This window comes from Flavobacterium pectinovorum (assembly GCF_900142715.1).
Classification (GTDB): domain Bacteria; phylum Bacteroidota; class Bacteroidia; order Flavobacteriales; family Flavobacteriaceae; genus Flavobacterium; species Flavobacterium pectinovorum.
Map to the genome: position 1 here is coordinate 106,850 of NZ_FRBX01000007.1, position 18,849 is coordinate 125,698.

At 35.6% G+C, this 18,849-nt stretch carries 11 protein-coding genes; 5 read left to right on the forward strand and 6 right to left on the reverse strand.

Annotation, left to right across the window (positions count from 1 at the left end; translation table 11 throughout):
* The first annotated feature begins 1 nt into the window (after nucleotide 1).
* The 3 genes from BUE22_RS20845 (at nucleotide 2) to BUE22_RS20855 (ending at nucleotide 5,844) form a co-directional block, all read left to right on the forward strand.
* Nucleotides 2-3,106: a SusC/RagA family TonB-linked outer membrane protein gene (locus BUE22_RS20845; RefSeq protein ID WP_073397928.1), complete on the forward strand. Its 3,105-nt coding sequence runs from the start codon at nucleotides 2-4 to the stop codon at nucleotides 3,104-3,106.
* 20 nt (nucleotides 3,107-3,126) lie between these two features.
* Nucleotides 3,127-4,818: a RagB/SusD family nutrient uptake outer membrane protein gene (locus BUE22_RS20850; RefSeq protein WP_073397929.1), complete on the forward strand. Its 1,692-nt coding sequence runs from the start codon at nucleotides 3,127-3,129 to the stop codon at nucleotides 4,816-4,818.
* A gap of 114 nt (nucleotides 4,819-4,932) precedes the next feature.
* A complete protein-coding gene (locus BUE22_RS20855; protein ID WP_073397930.1) occupies nucleotides 4,933-5,844 on the forward strand; it encodes a carbohydrate kinase family protein in 912 nt (303 codons plus the stop codon).
* A 98-nt stretch (nucleotides 5,845-5,942) separates the two neighbouring features.
* Here BUE22_RS20855 and BUE22_RS20860 read toward each other — a convergent pair whose 3' ends face one another.
* From BUE22_RS20860 to BUE22_RS20885, 6 genes are all read right to left on the reverse strand, one after another.
* Nucleotides 5,943-6,968, reverse strand: a complete 1,026-nt coding sequence (locus BUE22_RS20860; protein ID WP_073397931.1) for a hypothetical protein — start codon at nucleotides 6,966-6,968, stop codon at nucleotides 5,943-5,945.
* Nucleotides 6,969-7,209: 241 nt separating this feature from the next.
* The gene (locus BUE22_RS20865) at nucleotides 7,210-7,878 is read right to left on the reverse strand and encodes a hypothetical protein (protein WP_124020483.1); all 669 of its coding nucleotides are present in this window, start codon (nucleotides 7,876-7,878) and stop codon (nucleotides 7,210-7,212) included.
* Nucleotides 7,879-7,960: 82 nt separating this feature from the next.
* Nucleotides 7,961-8,707: a hypothetical protein gene (locus BUE22_RS20870; protein ID WP_073397933.1), complete on the reverse strand. Its 747-nt coding sequence runs from the start codon at nucleotides 8,705-8,707 to the stop codon at nucleotides 7,961-7,963.
* Between the two features lie 16 nt (nucleotides 8,708-8,723).
* The gene (locus BUE22_RS20875; RefSeq protein ID WP_073397934.1) at nucleotides 8,724-9,524 is read right to left on the reverse strand and encodes an HmuY family protein; all 801 of its coding nucleotides are present in this window, start codon (nucleotides 9,522-9,524) and stop codon (nucleotides 8,724-8,726) included.
* Between the two features lie 9 nt (nucleotides 9,525-9,533).
* Entirely contained in the window at nucleotides 9,534-10,253 is a 720-nt protein-coding gene (locus BUE22_RS20880; RefSeq protein WP_073397935.1) for an HmuY family protein, read from the reverse strand.
* Between the two features lie 21 nt (nucleotides 10,254-10,274).
* On the reverse strand, nucleotides 10,275-12,668 hold the full coding sequence (locus BUE22_RS20885; protein WP_084540304.1) for a TonB-dependent receptor: 2,394 nt from the start codon (nucleotides 12,666-12,668) through the stop codon (nucleotides 10,275-10,277).
* A gap of 711 nt (nucleotides 12,669-13,379) precedes the next feature.
* Between BUE22_RS20885 and BUE22_RS20890 the strand changes: the two genes are divergently transcribed.
* Complete coding sequence (locus BUE22_RS20890) at nucleotides 13,380-15,548, forward strand: alpha-N-acetylglucosaminidase (RefSeq protein WP_073398078.1); 2,169 nt, start codon at nucleotides 13,380-13,382, stop codon at nucleotides 15,546-15,548.
* A gap of 280 nt (nucleotides 15,549-15,828) precedes the next feature.
* On the forward strand, nucleotides 15,829-18,840 hold the full coding sequence (locus BUE22_RS20895; RefSeq protein ID WP_073397936.1) for a SusC/RagA family TonB-linked outer membrane protein: 3,012 nt from the start codon (nucleotides 15,829-15,831) through the stop codon (nucleotides 18,838-18,840).
* The last annotated feature ends 9 nt before the right edge of the window (nucleotides 18,841-18,849 follow it).

The window sequence follows — 18,849 nt, forward strand, 5'->3', positions numbered from 1 at the left end:
CATGAAAAATAAAATTATTTATTTTCTATTTTTCTTCTTTCCAATGCTGATTTTGACAGCACAGGAAAACGGAATTAAAGGAACGGTAATTTCGTCTGATGACGGAATGCCGCTTCCGGGAGCAACCGTACTTATTTCGGGTACAAACACCAGTACAGTAACAGATTTTGATGGTAATTTTTCTTTCGGAAATATAAATGCTGATGCTGTAATTGTTGTTTCTTTTATCGGTTTCGCACCACAATCGATTCCTGTTAAAGGACAAAATACAATCAATATAACTTTAAAAGTAGACAACAACCAGCTAAATGAAGTTGTTGTAACAGGATATTCCAAACAAAAGAAAACGGATATTACAGGAGCGGTTGCTGTTGTAAACATGAAGGATGTCATGAAACAGCCGGAACCAAACCCAATTAAAGCGCTGCAGGGAAGGGTAGCGGGGGTTAAGGTTTCATCTGACGGATCTCCGAGTGGAGCAAATACAAAAGTAGTGATTCGTGGCGTTGGAACTTTAAACAACACAGATCCTTTGTATGTAATTGACGGAATGCCAACTAAATCTGGAATGCACGAATTGAACCCGAATGATATTGAATCTATTCAGGTTTTAAAAGATGCTTCTTCGGCGAGTATTTATGGTTCTCGCGCCTCAAACGGAGTAATTATCATTACGACCAAAAAAGGAAAAGAAGGTAAAATGAGAATCAATTTTAGCACGTATACCTCTCTTTCTGATTATTCAAGAAAGCAGGAAGTTTTGAATGCAAATCAATTTGGTCAGGCTTTATGGCAGGCAAATATCAACGACGGATTAAATCCGAATAATAATAATTTGCGTTACCAATTTGACTGGTCTGTAAATAATAACAAACCACAGTTAAATAAAGTTTTGATTCCTGAATATTTAGATGCTGCTCAAACGCTAAAATCAGCAAATACAGATTGGTACGACGCGATTTCTCAAACCGGAATTGCAAATTCATACGATTTGTCAGTTTCGAATGCATCTGACAAAGGCAGCTATGTTTTTTCTTTGGGATATTATGGAAATGAAGGCGTTGTAAAAACAACTGATTTCGAAAGAATCTCTGCCAGAATGAACAGTTCTTATAAATATTTTAATGGTAAATTGGTTATTGGTGAAAACTTTAGTTTCACTCGTACCAATGAAGTTACAGATCCAGGAGTATTAGATCCTGCGCTTCGTGCACTGCCAATTATTCCGGTTCATACTGTTGACGGGAAAGGCTGGGGAGGACCAGTTGGCGGAATGAACGACAGACAAAATCCGGTTCGACTTTTAGAATATAACAAAGACAATAAATACGATTATTTACGTCTTTTCGGAAATATGTATGCCGATTTAGAGATTATAAAAAACCTTCATATCAAGAGTAGTTTTGGTATCGATTACGGGTTTTATAAAAAACGTACTTTACAAAGAAGTTACCAATCCGGTTATTTACAAAACGATCAGACATCGGTTACCATTGATCAATCGGTAAGTGATAAATGGACGTGGACAAACACGGCTATTTACAGTTTAAATTTCGGAAAAAGCAATCTGAATTTAATGGCAGGAACCGAGATGTACAAAGATACTTATGATACCACGACTTTGCGTAAAAATGACTTTTTGATCGAAACGCCAGATTATATGTATCCGGATGCAGGAACAGGAGAATCGTTTACAAGTGGAACTTCAACAGTATATTCTTTGCTTTCTTATTTTGGAAAAGCAGATTATGAATTTGATAACCGTTATTTGCTTTCGGCTACAATTCGTCGCGATGGTTCGTCGCGTTTTGGTAAAAACAATCAATTCGGAACCTTTCCGGCAGTTTCAGCAGGATGGAGAATCAGTAATGAAAATTTCATTAAAAATAATGCACCCGTTTTTTCTGATTTAAAATTAAGAGCAGGATGGGGACAAACCGGAAATCAGGAAATCAGTAATACAGCCGTTTACAGTTTGTATATGGCTAGTTATGCAGGTGGAAGTCCAACCTGGGAAACGTCTTACGGAACAGCTTACGACATTGCGGGGAACGGAAACGGATTGCTTCCGTCAGGTTTCATTGCAACACAATCCGGAAATGATGATTTAAAATGGGAAACGACTACACAAACCAACATTGGTTTAGATTTCGGGTTATTTAAACAAAAATTAAGCGGTTCTGTTGATTATTACATCAAAAAGACAGAAGATATTTTGGTTTTACCCGCTTATTTAGGAGTAATTGGCGAAGGTGGAAATCGTTGGGTTAATGGTGCTTCGATGGAAAATGAAGGATGGGAAGTTTCTTTAGGATATCATGATGAAACATCATTTGGACTGAAATATGACATTTCCGGAAATATTTCGGCAAACAAAAACAAGATTACGCAATTACCGGATGAAGTACGAAATAACTACGGAGGAGACGGTTTAGACGATAATATTTTGGGTCGACCGATTAACTCAATGTACGGTTATGTTACTGATGGGTTGTTTAAAAGCCAGGACGAAGTAAGCAACTCGGCGCTGCAGGAAGGAAAAGGCCTTGGGAGAATTCGTTACAAAGATTTAAACGGCGACGGAACTATTACGGATAAAGATCGTACGTGGATTGGTAATCCAAATCCGGGATTGACTTACGGAATTAATTTAGGTTTAGGATATAAAAATTGGGATTTCACCACTTTCTGGGAAGGAGCAAGTGATGTTGATGTGATTAACTATACAAAATACCAAACAGATTTTTGGAGTGTAGATGACGTAGGTTCAAACAAAGGGACTCGTTTATTAAATGCCTGGTCTGTAGATAATCCAAATTCTACTATTCCGGCTTTAACCACGGTTGATAGAAATGCAGAGTCAAGATTTTCAACTTATTATGTAGAAAACGGAAACTATTTAAAACTGCGTGTTTTACAATTTGGATACAGTCTGCCTAAAGATTTATTGAAAAAAATGAATTTCGACAGCTTTAGATTTTACATCAGCGGACAAAATTTATTGATCATTGATGCTAAAAGTTTTACTGGTGTAGATCCTGAAAATGCAAGATTTGGATATCCGCAGCCAACGACTTTCACGGCTGGTCTTAATTTTACTTTATAATAAAGATTAAATCAAAAAAAATGAAAAAGATACTATATATAACAGGGTTTTTATTGTTGGGAATATTTGCTTCCTGTTCTGATTTTCTGGAAGAAGATCCGCGTGGCGTGTTGTCTGAAGAAGATATTGTAACACCACAATCTGTAGAAGGTTTTATGAATGCGGCATACGCACAATTGGGTAATGATCATTATGATTCGCCTTATAGTTTGTGGCCATTTGGAAATGTGCGTTCTGATGATGCCTACAAAGGCGGAAGCGGAACTAACGATATTCAGGATTTTCACTTTTTTGAAGTTTCGAATAATATCAGACCAGATTTTGGCGAATTAGATAATTTTTGGTACATCAGTTATGTGGGAGTTTCCAGAGCCAACAAAGCTTTGAAAGCATTAGAACAAATTTCAGAAGCTGATTATCCATTAAAGAAAACTCGTATAGCCGAAATGCGTTTTTTAAGAGGACATTTTTATTTTATGCTGAAGATTATGTTCAGAAATGTTCCTTACATCACAGAAGATATTGCGATTGAAGATTATAAAACAATCTCAAACAAAGCACTTTCAAACGAAGAACTTTGGAATAAAATAGCGGAAGATTTTCAGGCTGCCGCCGAAGCTTTACCGGAAACGCAGCCACAGGTTGGCCGTGCAACTCAAAAAGCAGCATACGCTTATTTGGCAAAAACCCGTTTGTATCAGGCTTACACGCAGGATGAAGCTTTTAAAGTAACAGGAATCAATCAACAGCATTTGCAGGAAGTAATTGATGCGACCGATAAAGTAATTGGCAAAGCAAGTTTAGAGCCGGATTTTGCAAATAACTTTTTGCCGGGGACTTTTGAAAACGGAACTGAGTCGATTTTTTCCATTCAATTCTCAGACAATGACGGAACTTTATACGGAAGATTAAATTTTTCAGATGTTTTGTCAACTCCTCAGGGTTTAGGATGTTGTGATTTTCATAAACCAAGTCAAAACTTAGTTAATGCTTTTAAAACAGGCGCAAATGGTTTGCCGGAATTTGACACTTATAACAATCAGGATTTTGATTATAAAAATATCGATGCCAATACGGTAGATCCAAGATTGTATCATACCGTTGCGATGCCAGGTCTGCCTTATAAATATGATCCGGAATTTTTATATGTTGAAGCGTGGGTTAGATCTCCGGGAACATACGGATATTTTGCATCTTTAAAAGAAAACGTGGCACCAAGCTGCAGTTGTGTGGTGAACATTGATCCGTTTTACGGAAATTCTAAAAACAGAATCCAGATTCGTTATGCCGATGTGATTTTGATGCGTGCCGAAGCCCTGATTGAATTAGGAAGACAATCAGAAGCTTTACCATTAATCAATCAAATTAGAGAACGAGCTGCCCAAAGTACAGGACGACTTCCGTATGTAAGTAACTTTAAAGTTAATACTTATGAAGACGGCGTTAATTGCAACTGGACACAGGATTTTGCCCGTAAAGCAATGCGTTTTGAACGTCGTTTAGAATTAGCGATGGAAGGAAATCGTTTCTTTGATTTAGTTCGCTGGGGCGTTACAGATCAGGTAATGAATGATTTTTATGCTGGCGAAAAAACAAAACGTACCTATTATCAGGATGCCTTTTTTGATGCGAGTAAAGAAGAGTATTGTCCAATCCCATTGAAACAAATTAATTTCAGTCAGGGAGTGTACAAACAAAATCCGGGTTATTAATTGCTATTTTAGAATTTAATGATAAATGGAGCATAGCTAAGGAGAAAGAAGTTCCGTTTGCATAATGTAAAAAATTATGCAAACGGAATAACATTAATAATAAATATTTTTAGAATGAACAACGGAAAAAACCTTAAGGCGGTTGCCTTTGGAGAGGTGCTTTGGGATGTTTTTGCCAATGAAAAAAAAATTGGCGGGGCACCATTAAATGTGGCTTTGCGAATGAAAACATTTGGTTGCGAGGTAGCCATGATTAGTTGCGTAGGAAGTGATAAAGATGGTGAGGCAATTATCAGTAAGGTAAAAAACCTGGGACTTGAAACGGATACTATTATTAAATCAGAAGATTTTCCGACTGGCTTAGTAAACGTAACATTGAATGAACGCGGATCTGCAAGTTATGAAATCACGTATCCATCGGCATGGGATAAAATTGTTTTGAATGAATCTGGGAAAAAAATAGCGTTTGATGCTGATGTACTAATTTATGGAAGTTTAGTTTGCAGGGATGAAGTATCAGGAAAATCTCTGGAAGAATTGCTTCAGACACAAGCTTATAAGGTTTTTGATGTTAATTTGAGAAAGCCCCATTATTCTTATGACATGTTAGAAAAATTAATGCATTCAGCTGATTTTATTAAATTTAATGATGAGGAATTGCTGGAAATAGCAGGCGCAATGCATTCGCCATATTCGGGTTTGGAAGACAATATGAACTTTATTGCAGAAAAAACCAAAGTAACAGCCATGTGCGTAACAAGAGGAAAGCATGGCGCTTTGTTAATGTGGGAAGGCCAGCTCTACGAAAATGGAGGTTATCCTGTAAAGGTTGCCGATACAGTTGGAGCGGGCGATTCGTTTTTGGCAGCTTTAATTACATCAGTGCTTAACGGAAAAGATCCGCAAACAGCTATTGATTTTGCCTGCGCAGTTGGGGCTTTGGTTGCAGAAGCACCGGGAGCTAATCCCGAGATTTCTAATTCCAGAATTGAAAATTTAATGATACAAAATAAAAGTATAATTTAACCATAAGCGTTTAATTATACCGATATATAAATTTCTAAGTTAAGACAAAAAAAATGGCGCCATCTGCTTTCAGTTGGCGCCATTTGGTATATTAGGGGTTATTTTACAGTTACAGTATAGGCAAAGTTTGAAGTTGCAGCACCTCTTTTAAATCTCATTCTGTCGTATGTTCCGGCAGGAATTCCGGCAGGAATTTTTAAAACGGCTCTGTATGAAGTTGTGCTTACAATTTCTACAGGATAAGTTACTGTTGCATTACTATTAAGATATAACTCTACAGCTGTAACAGTATTTAGCATTCCGCCTCTTACTTCAAGAGTTTCTCCTGTTTGTTTTGTAACAGGAAAACCATAGTTGGCCGTATTAAAAGTGTCAGGCTCGATCACCGAAATTTTATATCTGTTATCTACATTTGTGTTTTGCAGCGTATAAGCTCCGTTTTTTATGCGTAAATCATACATTCCTACGGGCATATTTTCAGGCAGAAAATAATATATTCCATATTCAGTATAAGGCGTAACCGTTGGGCTTCCCATAAAAATTATTTCTGCAGTATATTCAGTCTGATCTGTAGCAGATACAAAATATACTCTTGTATTTTCAAAACTTAGCCATAAATTATCTATGGCATAAGTCCCGCCTCTGGCCGGATTCGTCTTTTTTTGCATTAAACCTTTTCTATACGTTTCCCCACCAGCCAAAGTCCAGGCACTAGGTTCTTGTTGTCTGAAGTCTATTTTTAATGTATATTGTTTTGTTGTTCCGGCTTTTGAAGTTACAGTATATACGGTTCCGTCTTTAAAAGGAACTTCTGCACCCGATGCAGGAGAAATTGTAGCTTCTGTACCCAAAATAATCTCTGGTTTAATAGTTTCCGGAATCGCTATATGACTACTCCATGTCACTATTATAGTGTTATCTGTTAAGGCAGCACTAATCGCATTATTTTCTGTATCTTTTAAACTGAATGATTCGATTTGAGTATATCCTGAAACTTTTATTACATCGCCGGGAATAGTATTTATTTTATCAATGTATTCGGTGTCGCACGAAAAAAAAAGTAGTGATAAAAAAAGTAGTATAACCGTATGTAAGAACATACTGATATTGATTCTTTTATTCATGATTGTATTGGTTATTTAATTTTTAAATGATTTTATTTTTATTAGTTTTGCCACTTATTGAATAATGGCTTTTATTTTTAAAATGCCTGTACTTCAATGCTCACGGTAATTTATAAAGCCGTTTGTAGTCATGGGGGAATGATGTCATTAAGAGTATTCTGCAGTCGATCGCCGGTCAGCTTTTACTGCAATTACTTTTATTAATATCGTGATCCCATGTTCTTTTTTACATTGTTATTAATTATAGTACTTGTGTCCAATTATAGCTTATTACACTGCTTGAAGCTCCCGGAGCAATACCGGTTACTTTAACTAAATAGGCTTCTGTAGCTGTTGTTGGATCAGTAACTGATTCTGAATCAGTACCAGTGGTTTTCCAGATCACAATAGCTTTTGCAGGAGTCATAACATGTGTAGCCAAAACGTAGCTGTAATATCCTAAACCATAATCTGCTCCGGAAATAATACCATCGTATCCTAATACATTAAATGGATTAGCAACTGGTTCTGCACCAACATTTGACGGATCGTTTTTAACAGCAATGCTTCCTTTCCAGCTATCCCAGTTTGCACAAGTCTCGGTTAAGTCTATTGTACCTACGTACCATTGATCAGTATTACCTACAGGACGAATTGACCCTCCATAAATACCTTCCCACTGTACATTTACACCGCCAATTGCAGCGGCTACAGGTGTCCAGTTTGTATAAGTAGATGATGGGGCTTGCCATCTGTTTACTGTAACAGATGTTGAAGTAACAGTACAAAGCGCAAGAGCTGCATTTTTAGCAGTCTTACTGCTTGTTTGTTCTTTTGATATTCCTTGTATTTCGGCAGTCTGATCATCAGAGCTGCAAGATGTAAGTGAAATAGCAGCCAATGCTACAATTGAAAAGATTATTTTTTTCATAATTTTTAATTTAATAGGGTTAATTGGCTTTGTTTTCGTTACCGCTTGCATTAAAGACAGGCATTTTTTATTTCCTAAATTTTTAATTGGTTATCCTAAAAGGAAGTTTCATCGTAGTCGAAAGATTATAACTTTCCATCATGATCCAATAATCAGTATCAGGCAAAAGTGTTATTGGAGAATCTGCTGTAGCTCCAAAAACATACATCGCATAAAAACTGGCAATATTTAATCCTTCATTATATTGCTGCATCTGCCATTTTTTATTTCCCTGTGCATCTACCACAAAAACTTTCGTTATTTCATAAGATGGAAGGAAATTTTCGCCTTTTACTGTAATGGAAGCTCCGGTGTTAACAGTATAAACAGTAGTTGCAGTCGATAATTCTTTTAAAATTAATTGAGGCTGTTGTATAATAATGTTAACTGTGTAGACGGCAGTTGTTCCATCCGCAGCTTTTGTTGTATACGTAACAGGAGTTTTGCTAAATACCGGTAAAAGTTCTGTAGCAGCAGGAGAAATAGTAGTTTTTTCCGGCAATGCAATAGCTGTTTCCAAATATTCATACTGATAATAAGAAGGCAGGTAAACCGTAATGGTTTTTTCCAGATTATTCACGGCACTGTAAATGGCCTGTTCTTCACCCGGATTTGTTACTTTAAAAGATATGATTCTTTTGGCATCAAGATCTGTAATGATTTCCGTAACAGGATCTTCTTTTACATCTGTCCATCTATCTTCTTCACTTGTACAAGCTGTTAGAAGGCTAAATAAGGCAAAAGCCGTAAATAATAAAGATGTTTTAAATTTTATGATTTTAGTATTCATTAGGATTGGGGGTTGGTTATTTAATTTCAAATTTAGTGCTTCCCTTCGCTGCCATTACATAGTCAAAAGTGTAGTACATATGCGGAGTATCTTTGAACCATTCTGCAGGAGTATAAATATCCTTGTATACTGATATCATTTTAATTTTTGCGTAATTTCCATTTGCAGTTTTTAAAATAACAGTTCTTGCAGGAATAACAGTGCCATTGTTTATCGTAAGCGGTTCTCCAAGTGCGTAAGCTACGTGAGCTTTGTTCGGATCAGTTCCGTTTGTGACAACTTCACCTCCAAAATCGTATAAATACCAGCCAACTCCATTACCAAAAGAACCTGCATCATCTGTACCAATAAGATCTATTCCTGTTTTAAACTCACTATCTGCAGGAATATCAACCACATCATTAAAAGGTTTTGCAACGATTGTTATACCGCCAACACCGCCTCCCAAATAACCATTATTCTGATTGTTAGTGGTATTATTGCCCGATAAAAAGCTGGCATAAAGTCCGCCAAAAGCTAAATCCCATTTTTTTGTTTTCTTAAAAGAACCGTCAACAGCCTTATTTTCTTCAAGGCTATAATATAATGTTGCTGATGGTGCAGTAGGATTGTCATCAGAAGTGCTTCCCTGATAATTTTTTACATGTATTACTTTATTAAATAAAGAGGAATCCGGTATTTCTGTATCCGGGTCTTCATTTCCATTTTCGTCGGCAGGTTTATCATCAGATGAACATGCGGAGAATATTGCGGCAATTAAAAAAACAGCAAATACGCTTTTTGTTAGTTTTTGGATAAAGGCATTCATTTTTTTCATTGGATTATATTATTTTGTATTTAAACTTTTGCTTCCGTCAGCCTGAACATAATATCTAAATGTAAAATAAGGTGCCGGCCAATTAAGATCTGTTACTGCAGGAGGATTTCCTTTATAAGCGTTTATAAGTTGTAGTTTTGCGTATTTTCCATTCGGAAGCCTTATCGCGTAGGTACGATCAGGAATAGCCTGCATGATATGGCTGCTTAAACTGTAATAGAACCAGCCCGGAGAACTTTCAGAAGATGACCATCCGATTTTAGTAATTTCACTATTGTCAAATTCGCTGTCTGCTGGTGCCTGAGTTACATTTTGATAAGTTTCATTAAGAAGCACAACGGCTGTATTTTGAGCAGCTCCTTCATAGCCAGGATTATATTGATATTTTGCATTGTTTACAAAAACTTCGCTGTTGTACGGTCCGGTAAAAGCAAGATCCCAGTCTGCTGTTTTCATATATTGCAAAGAATCTGCTTTGGTATGAAGCCAAATTTGTTTTTGATCACTGAAACGAAAAAGAAAAGTATGAAAGCTTCTTTGTACTTTTCCTTCTGTTGCGTCGCCCATAGCCGCTCCGGTATCTCCGGCAAGATCGTTGATAACAATGCTTTTGCCATCTTGTAGTGAAGCGCCGGTATTTTCGTCGTTACTGCTGCAGGCGATAAAGTTCATCGCTATAATCATAAGCAGTAAAAAATGCCATTTTTTAATTATTTTGGTTTTTGTCATTTTAGAAATATTTAAAGTTTATTAGTTTTCCTTGTCTTTAAAGAAACGATAGCTTATGCCCAAAAGGAGTATCCTTCCGGGCTGTCCGGGCATTAAAGGATCGGTGTAGTTAAAAATATTATCAGCAGTAAATCTGATGCTGAGATGCTCTTTTAGTAATTGTTTTTCCAGACTGGCATTGGTCAAAAAGTAGTCTTTTACAAAAATGTCGTATTTATCGATGAATTGATTTCCGTTACGATCTCCAAAAGGATATTTTCCTCTAAAGTTTACCCTGACATTGGCATTGATTTTCCAGGGATCATAACGATAAAAAACAGATGTATTGGCCATATGGCGTGAGCGATTTTCAATTCCCCAATAGTCTGATGGGCGCGGCGCATAAGAATTTCCCGTTGCAGGATCATGTATGTTTTGGCTATAAGGCCATTTTCCTGCTCTGATGCTGTCTTTTACACTTAAATCCTTTGCAATTAAGTATTGATAACCGGCACTTATTTCCATATTTTTTAATGGACTGAATTTTAAGGCAAGCTCAAAACCTTTATTTACAGCTTCAGGCAAATTTTGATACGTATAAATAATTCGGTTATTGGTACCGGTGGCTACTTGTATACTATTAATTTGATTTGTTATTTTATGATAAAAAACACTTCCCTCAATTTTAAAAGTTTTAGAAGGCTCCAGAACCAAACCTGCATTATAGGAAGTACTTTTTTCGGCCTGTAAATTTCCGGCGGTTTGATTTAGAATATATTGTCTTATTTCGCTAATCTGTCCGTCTTGCTGTAACTGCTGTAGTGTAGGGGAGAGAACGGCATTTCCAACTACAAGATAATTGCTGCTTGGATTATAAAATACCAAGTAATTGGTTTTAAAATCAGGTGCTTTAAAACCTGTACCGATACCAGCCTTAAATGTTATTTTTGGTGTTATAAAATACTGAAGCCCAAAACTAGGGTTCAATCTTCCTCCAAAATTATTGGTATAATCATATCGTAATCCGCCAACGGTTTTTAATTTTTGAAAAGGAGTCCATTCGCCCTGAACGTATGAGAAAAAAGTTTCTAATGAATTTACACCGGCAAGTGCATTATCATTCATGTTTTCGATACTGCCGCCAATTCCGGCAACCAGCTGATATGAATTATTATTGCTATAAGAAAATTGCTGTTCAGCCCGATGCAAAGTCTGTTTAAAAACGTCCTGACTTACCGCACTGTTATTTTGCTGCCAGGCAACACTCATGTCTGCCGAGTAATATGTGAGGTAATATTTGGTAATACTTCTAAAATTACTATTAAAACGATGATCAAAAGAAACCGAAAGATTAAGATCCTGCTCGTCCTGATTATCGCCGGATATATGACCGAGACCAAAATCCTTCTGCATAAAAGAACGTCGCAATCCATAACGTCCGCTTAAACCCAGAAAACTACTTTCATTTACCTGATAACGCGATCGTCCCTGTAAGCTATAATTGTCATAAGGCGGAGATGTAGTGCCCTGAATATATTTAGAATTGGTATTGTAACCGTCTGTTCTGTAGTAATTAGCGGCAATATTTGCTGTTCCTTTATTTTGTAAAAAGGGTGTTTCTCCTTCTAGTGTAGCATCAATTATATTTAATGATCCATAACTTAAAGATGCCTGCATTTGCGGATCAACCACACCATGCCGTGTAATAATATTAATTGTTCCTCCAAGAGCTTCGCTCCCGTAAAGGCTGGAAGATGCACCTTTTATAATCTCAATACGTTCAATATTTGATACGCTGATTCTTGAAAGATCAAAATTACCATTATTTCTCCCAACCATTGGCTGACCGTCAATGAGAACCATAATATATTCACTGCCAAAACCCTGCATTTGAACACCAACAGATCGGGCTCCGCCACTAATATTATTTACAATAGCAATTCCGGTTTGTTCTTTCAATATTTCATCAAGTCTTCTGCTGCCCATAAGTTCTATGGTTTTGCGATCTATGATTGTTACAGGCATTGCGCTGTATTGTGCATTGACTAAGGTTTCGGGATTGTTCTTAACAGTACTACGGCTTGTTACATTGACTTCCTTTAGATCAATACCGGATTCCATTTGTATATGAAGTGGTTTAACCGCTTGTCCGTTTAAAGTGATCTCTTGTATGTAATCTTTAAAACCCATAATAGTGATTCTAATGGTATACGCTCCATTTGTTAATCCCGAAAATGAAAAATAGCCTTTACTGTCAGATATTGCACTTTTATCAGAAGGTTCTACTACTATTTTAGCATGTGATAACGGATTTTCAGAATGGTGAATTAAACCGCTAATCGCGTTATTACTTTGTGCTTGAGCTATACTAAAAAATAGTACAATAAAACCCGTAATGATCTTTTTAATAGAATTGAAAGTGCTTATATTTTTCATTTTTACTGATATGCGAGTTGCCAGAGGTAAGAGTAGATATAAAATAGCTATTCTTATTTAGACTGTGTAAAAATAGTAAATTAATAATTATGTAATAGTATTTTATTTACATATTTTTTCTTAAATTATTATTTACCACTTTTACAGCATGTTTTGTTCTTTTTAAATTGTTTAAAAACAATATGTTGTAGTATTTTGATGAAGCCTTTACTTTAGTTGTAGTATTTTTAAAGTCAGCGAAAGGCATATGGAACTTAAATTTTAAAAATCCACCCGTTTTGGGATTGATTCGTGTTTTTATTAAGACTGAAAAACTACCTAAAAAAAACTGCGGATCTTGGATTTGCAGGCTTTCTGTAATGTTTCTAAAAAACTTCCTTAACTTTTTGTGGTAAAAAGAGATCCATTCAAATTCAATATTTTACCTTTTTTCTCAATTTAAATCTTCTTATTAAGAAAAAAGAGGTTTCGAGAGAATATGTCTATGCTTTTGATTGATAAATCCATCTTATAGAATAGCATTATATATACTTTTATTTTTCGGTCTGACATTCCATTATTTGATTCTGAAATTTAATGAACACGATTGTTAATTATTAGTAATATATTTTTTGTTAGGTTTTGTTTGTTAGGGAGATTAGTTATTATTTAATCTCCCTTGTTTTTGTTAGGCTAAATACGTTAAGACAATTTAATTAAGATATGATTTATATGAAAAGAGAGAATTTAAAAAGTAAAAAGTACAATTCCTTAAAAATGGCTGTATCAGTTATGTTGTTATTTCTTTGTTCGTTTAAAGGATATTCTAAAAATGAAGAAAATACAAAAGACGCATTGGCAGTAATAGAAAGACTTATAGGTAATCGTGCCAGTGAGTTTGAATTAAGCATTGTTGAAAACAAAGAGAATAAATCAGATTGGTTTGAAATTGAAACAAAAAACAATCATGTAAAAATAAAGGGTTCAAACAATACAGCAATTTGTTATGCAGCTTATAATTTTCTTAGAGATATAGGAGCCGTTTTAGTAAGTTGGGAAGGAAATAGAGTTGATTTACCTAAGTCATGGCCAGAATATTCAAGAAAGGGAACTACACCATTTCAATACAGAGAATATCTAAATGCCTGTACTTTTGGCTATACCACTCCATGGTGGGACTGGAAACGCTGGGAGCAGGAAATCGACTGGATGGCGATGCACGGGATCAATCTTCCAACTGCAATGGAAGGTCAGGAAGCCGTGTGGCAGGAATTATGGAAAGAGTATGGTTTGACCAGTACTCAATTAGAAGCTCATTTTGCCGGACCAGCCTTTTTGCCGTGGCAGCGTATGGGAAATATCAACAGTCTTGAAGGGCCATTGCCACAAGAATGGTTCAGTAAAAAAGAAGAGCTGCAAAAGAAAATCTTAGAAAGAATGAGGGCATTAGACATGCATCCCGTAGTACCGGCATTTAGCGGTTATGTTCCTAAAGCTTTTGCAGAAAAACATCCGGAAGCCAAAATAACGGAATTAAAATCCTGGTCGGGAGGTGGTTTTGCAAGTACTTTTCTATTAGATTCCAAAGATCCTTTGTTTAAAAAAATAGGAAAACGCTTTATTGAAATTTATACTAAAATGTACGGCAAGTCGAATTTCTATCTGGCAGATTCTTTTAATGAGATTGAACCTCCGGTTTCGGAACACAATAAATATGAAGAACTTTCTAATTACGGAAGTGCGATTTATGAAACCATTAATGAAGCCGCACCGGGTGCAGTCTGGGTTATGCAGGGATGGCTTTTTGGAGATAATAAAGAATTCTGGACAAAAGAAGCTACAAGCGCATTTCTTAGTAAAGTGCCAAATGACAGATTGATGATCCAGGATTATGCCAACGACCGATATAAGGTATGGGAAAACCAGGAAGCCTTTTATGGTAAACAATGGACTTACGGTTATGTACATAATTATGGAGGATCAAATCCTGTATATGGAGACCTGAATTTCTATAAAAACGAATTGACGAGTTTACTTAAAAATCCAAATAGAGGAAATGTTGTAGGCTACGGCGCAATGCCCGAAGGTTTAAATAATAATTCAATTGTATACGAATATATTTATGACCTTCCGTGGAGTCAGGGTGAACAACCTGTAAACGACTGGCTGACTAAATATTTAAATGCGAGATACGGACAAACAACTTCAAAATCTGTTTTTCAGGCATGGGAATTATTACTTGAATCTGTTTACAATATCAAATATTGGGAAACCCGCTGGTGGAATGATAGGGCTGGAGCGTATTTATTATTTAAACGCCCGACTGCAACAATTACAGAATTTAAAGGAAATCCCGGAGATAAGAAAAAACTAAAAGAAGCTTTGGATATTTTAACCAAAGAAGCCAAAAAGTTTGATAAAAAGAATTTTATCAATTACGATTTAATCGATGCTTCAAGACATTACTATTCACTTTGTATTGATGAAGATTTGATGGAATGTGTAAAAGCCTATCAGCAAAAAGATATTGCGAAAGGAGATCAACTATTTAAAAAGATAGAAAAACAAGCTCTTGATATCGATAAGATGATGTCACGACAACCATTAAACAGTCTGGATCAATGGGTAAAATCAGCTTCTGATTATGGTGATTCTCCTGAAGTATCTAAATTATACGTAAAAAATGCCAAAACATTAATAACGCTTTGGGGAGGAGAAGGACATTTAAATGATTATGCATCCAGATCGTGGAACGGAATGTATAAAGGATTTTACTGGCCAAGATGGAAAATGTTTTTAGAAGCTCTAAAAAAATCAGCAGTGGATAACACTCCTTTTGATGAAACAAAAGAAAGAGAATTAATTAAAAACTGGGAAATCAAATGGACTGAAAATAAATAAAAAATATACCAAGACTATAATTAATACGTATATAACCAAAATATAACTTAAACTTTTAACCATTACCTTAAACTATACTTAAAATATGAAATGAAATTTTTACGAAATCGATTAATTAATAAGTTTTTAACTATGTAATTTTAGAAAAATAATTTCGGAAACCCTTTCTATCATTGACTTTATATGAATTATCCATGTTTATGAATAACTTGTCCATTTGTTAACATTTCTTTACCATTAATTTCGTCAATACTATATTAACCAATTAACCAATATCAAAATGGAAAAACTTAAACTTTTATTATTAGCCTTTTGTTTTTGCTTCTCAATTAATACCTGGGCACAAAAAACAGAAGTGTCCGGTGTGGTTTTAGATGACAAAGGCATTCCACTGCCAGCCGCCAATGTACTAGAGAAAGGTACAACGAATTCAGTAACAACAGATTTTGATGGAAAATTTAAATTTTCGGCTTCAAACAAAAATGCTATACTAATAGTTTCTTATATGGGGTTTGAAGATTTGACTTTAAAACTAGACGAAACAAAAACAAATTATTCGATTAAATTACAGCCTACGACAAACAGTTTAGAACAAGTTGTAGTAGTGGGTTATGGAAAAGGGTCGCGTAAAAACCTTACGACTGCTGTAACTTCTGTAAAAGCCGAAGATTTAAACAGAGGGGCAATTAGTGATGTAGGACAGCTTTTACAAGGTAAAGTTTCCGGTTTGAACATTTCATCAAGCGGTGACCCTACAAAAACGGCTTCTGTAGTTTTGCGTGGAGCTTCTACATTAAATAGTTCACAAGGACCATTTTATGTAATAGATGGTATTCCGGGAGTTGATATCTCCGTAATTTCCCCAGATGATATTGCAACTATCGATGTCTTAAAAGATGCTGCTGCAACGGCAATCTACGGTAACCGTGCTGCAAATGGAGTTATCATGGTAACAACAAAAAAAGGAAGTAAGGGCAAAACTCAGATTGCATACAATGGTTATGTTGGTTGGGAAGAAGTTTCAAATAATCTGGACATGATGAATGCAGATCAGCTGAGAGATTTTACAACTAAAAACAATTTGAACTTTACTCCGGAAAATGACAAAGGTGCAAATACAAACTGGCAAAAAGAAATTTTAAGAACAGGACGTGCAGCATCAAGCAGTCATAACTTATCGATGAGCGGCGGCGGAGATCATGGAAACTATACAGCAAGTATCACTTCTCTTAACAAAGAAGGGGTAATGTTAAAAAGTGACTTTTCTCGTATTATTGCCCGTTTATCTGTTGAACAATTTGCTTTTGATGATAAAGTTAAATTTGGTTTAAACGTTACCAATTCCAGTACAAAATATCAAAATGTACCACAGAGAAATACCGTTCTTTTGCAGGCAGCAAGTTATCTTCCTGTTTCTCCGGTAAGAAATGCTGATGGAAGTTTTTTCGAAAATTTTACCAGTCCGGGATATTTTAACCCGGTAGCTTTAATTGATCATGGTACCGATGAAACTAAAACGGAAAACCTTGTAGGTAACTTTACTGCAGAAGTAAAACTTCCGTTTGGATTCACTTATAATTTGAATTTAGCACACCAAAGATTAACTACTTCTCATGGAGAATTTTATGACAGTTATTATTCACAATACAACAGTGCCAATTTTTACAACAACCCAGATCCACCTTTGACAAAAACATTGGTTAATTTTGGTGTAAATGGTTCTGCATTGAGAAATTCTTACGAAACCAGAAACAATATTATTGAAAGTTTCCTTACTTGGGATAAAACATTTGGAGAGCATAAAATAAAAGCTGTAGGAGGTTACTCTTGGCAGGAAAATACATTAGGAGACGGTTTTCAGGCTACAACAACGAACTTTCCTGTAGACAATGTTGGGTATAACAACCTTGCTTTAAGTAATTACACTTCGGTTAATGGTTATGTAGTAAATTTTGGTGACAGTAAAGCTTATCAAAAAACACGTTTGATAGCTTATTTTGGACGTGTGAATTACAATTACAAAGACAAATATCTATTACAAGGATCAATTAGAAGAGATGGTGGATCTATGTTTGGAGGAAATAACCAATGGGGATATTTCCCTTCTGTAGGTGGTGCGTGGAGAGTAGATAAGGAAGGTTTCATGAAGAATCAAGACTTTTTTAGTGATTTGAAATTCCGCGGAAGCTGGGGGGTAACAGGAAACTCATCTGGATTTAATGCTTATACAGCACAGTTTATTTCCGGAAGTTTAGGAACTTTCTATTATAACGGACAACAAATTGGAGCTTATGGTCCTAACCAGGCAGCAAATCCTGATTTAAAATGGGAAAAAACTGCTACCACAAATATTGGAGTTGACTTCTCAATCTTAAAAGGAAAAGTAACAGGTTCTGTTGATGTGTACGACAAAAAAACAACAGACATGATTTTCAATTATAATGTGAATCCGGTGCTTGTACCAGTAGGATCAATTGTTGCAAACGGAGGAACAATGTCTAATAAAGGTATTGAGGTTAGTTTAAGTACAACTCCTGTTAAAACAGCAAATTTCAGCTGGACAACTAATCTGAATTTGGCCCACAATAAAAATGAAATCGTAAAATTAACCAGTCCATTCTTTGTTGGCGGAGATTCTATTCGTCGTGTACAGCCAGACGGAGGCGGACAAACAGGAAGTACTTTACAGATTTTTAAAGAAGGAAAACCTTTAGGACAATTCTTTACATTGAAATATGCAGGAAAAAATGCTGACGGAGTTTCACAGTATTACGATAAAAATGGTGCTCTGACTACAACGCCTTTAAACGGAGTAGATTATCATTATGCAGGAAGCGCACAGCCAAAACTATTAGTAGGATGGGCTAATAATTTTCAATACAAAAAATTCGATTTAAGTATTTTCTTCAGAGGAGTTTTTGGTAATAAAATTTTCAATGCCACTCGTGCCGATTTATTCAGACCTAGTACTGCAATGACCAATAATATTTTAGTTGATGCAGGAAACGAGTCTCCAAATGACTTAAACTCTTATAAATATTCAGATCGTTTTATAGAAGACGGCAGCTATGTAAGATTAGACAATATGACTTTAGGATATAATTTTGGTAAAGTGGGAAGGTATATAAACAGTGTACGTATTTATCAAACCGTAAACAACGTATTTGTTATTACCAAATACAAAGGAATTGATCCGGAAGTTGAACAAGGAGGAACTGCTCCGGGTGTAGATTCAAATAACTTCTATCCAAAAACCAGAACTTATATGTTTGGTGTAAATGTGATCTTCTAAAATTAAATG

What these genes read in the sequence shown, in the direction of transcription:
- BUE22_RS20845 (WP_073397928.1), top strand. Translation starts at nt 2, where the DNA reads ATGAAAAATAAAATTATTTATTTTCTATTTTTCTTCTTTCCAATGCTG.
- BUE22_RS20850 (WP_073397929.1), top strand. Translation starts at nt 3,127, where the DNA reads ATGAAAAAGATACTATATATAACAGGGTTTTTATTGTTGGGAATATTT.
- BUE22_RS20855 (WP_073397930.1), top strand. Translation starts at nt 4,933, where the DNA reads ATGAACAACGGAAAAAACCTTAAGGCGGTTGCCTTTGGAGAGGTGCTT.
- BUE22_RS20860 (WP_073397931.1), bottom strand. Translation starts at nt 6,968, where the DNA reads ATGAATAAAAGAATCAATATCAGTATGTTCTTACATACGGTTATACTA.
- BUE22_RS20865 (WP_124020483.1), bottom strand. Translation starts at nt 7,878, where the DNA reads ATGAAAAAAATAATCTTTTCAATTGTAGCATTGGCTGCTATTTCACTT.
- BUE22_RS20870 (WP_073397933.1), bottom strand. Translation starts at nt 8,707, where the DNA reads ATGAATACTAAAATCATAAAATTTAAAACATCTTTATTATTTACGGCT.
- BUE22_RS20875 (WP_073397934.1), bottom strand. Translation starts at nt 9,524, where the DNA reads ATGAAAAAAATGAATGCCTTTATCCAAAAACTAACAAAAAGCGTATTT.
- BUE22_RS20880 (WP_073397935.1), bottom strand. Translation starts at nt 10,253, where the DNA reads ATGACAAAAACCAAAATAATTAAAAAATGGCATTTTTTACTGCTTATG.
- BUE22_RS20885 (WP_084540304.1), bottom strand. Translation starts at nt 12,668, where the DNA reads ATGAAAAATATAAGCACTTTCAATTCTATTAAAAAGATCATTACGGGT.
- BUE22_RS20890 (WP_073398078.1), top strand. Translation starts at nt 13,380, where the DNA reads ATGAAAAGAGAGAATTTAAAAAGTAAAAAGTACAATTCCTTAAAAATG.
- BUE22_RS20895 (WP_073397936.1), top strand. Translation starts at nt 15,829, where the DNA reads ATGGAAAAACTTAAACTTTTATTATTAGCCTTTTGTTTTTGCTTCTCA.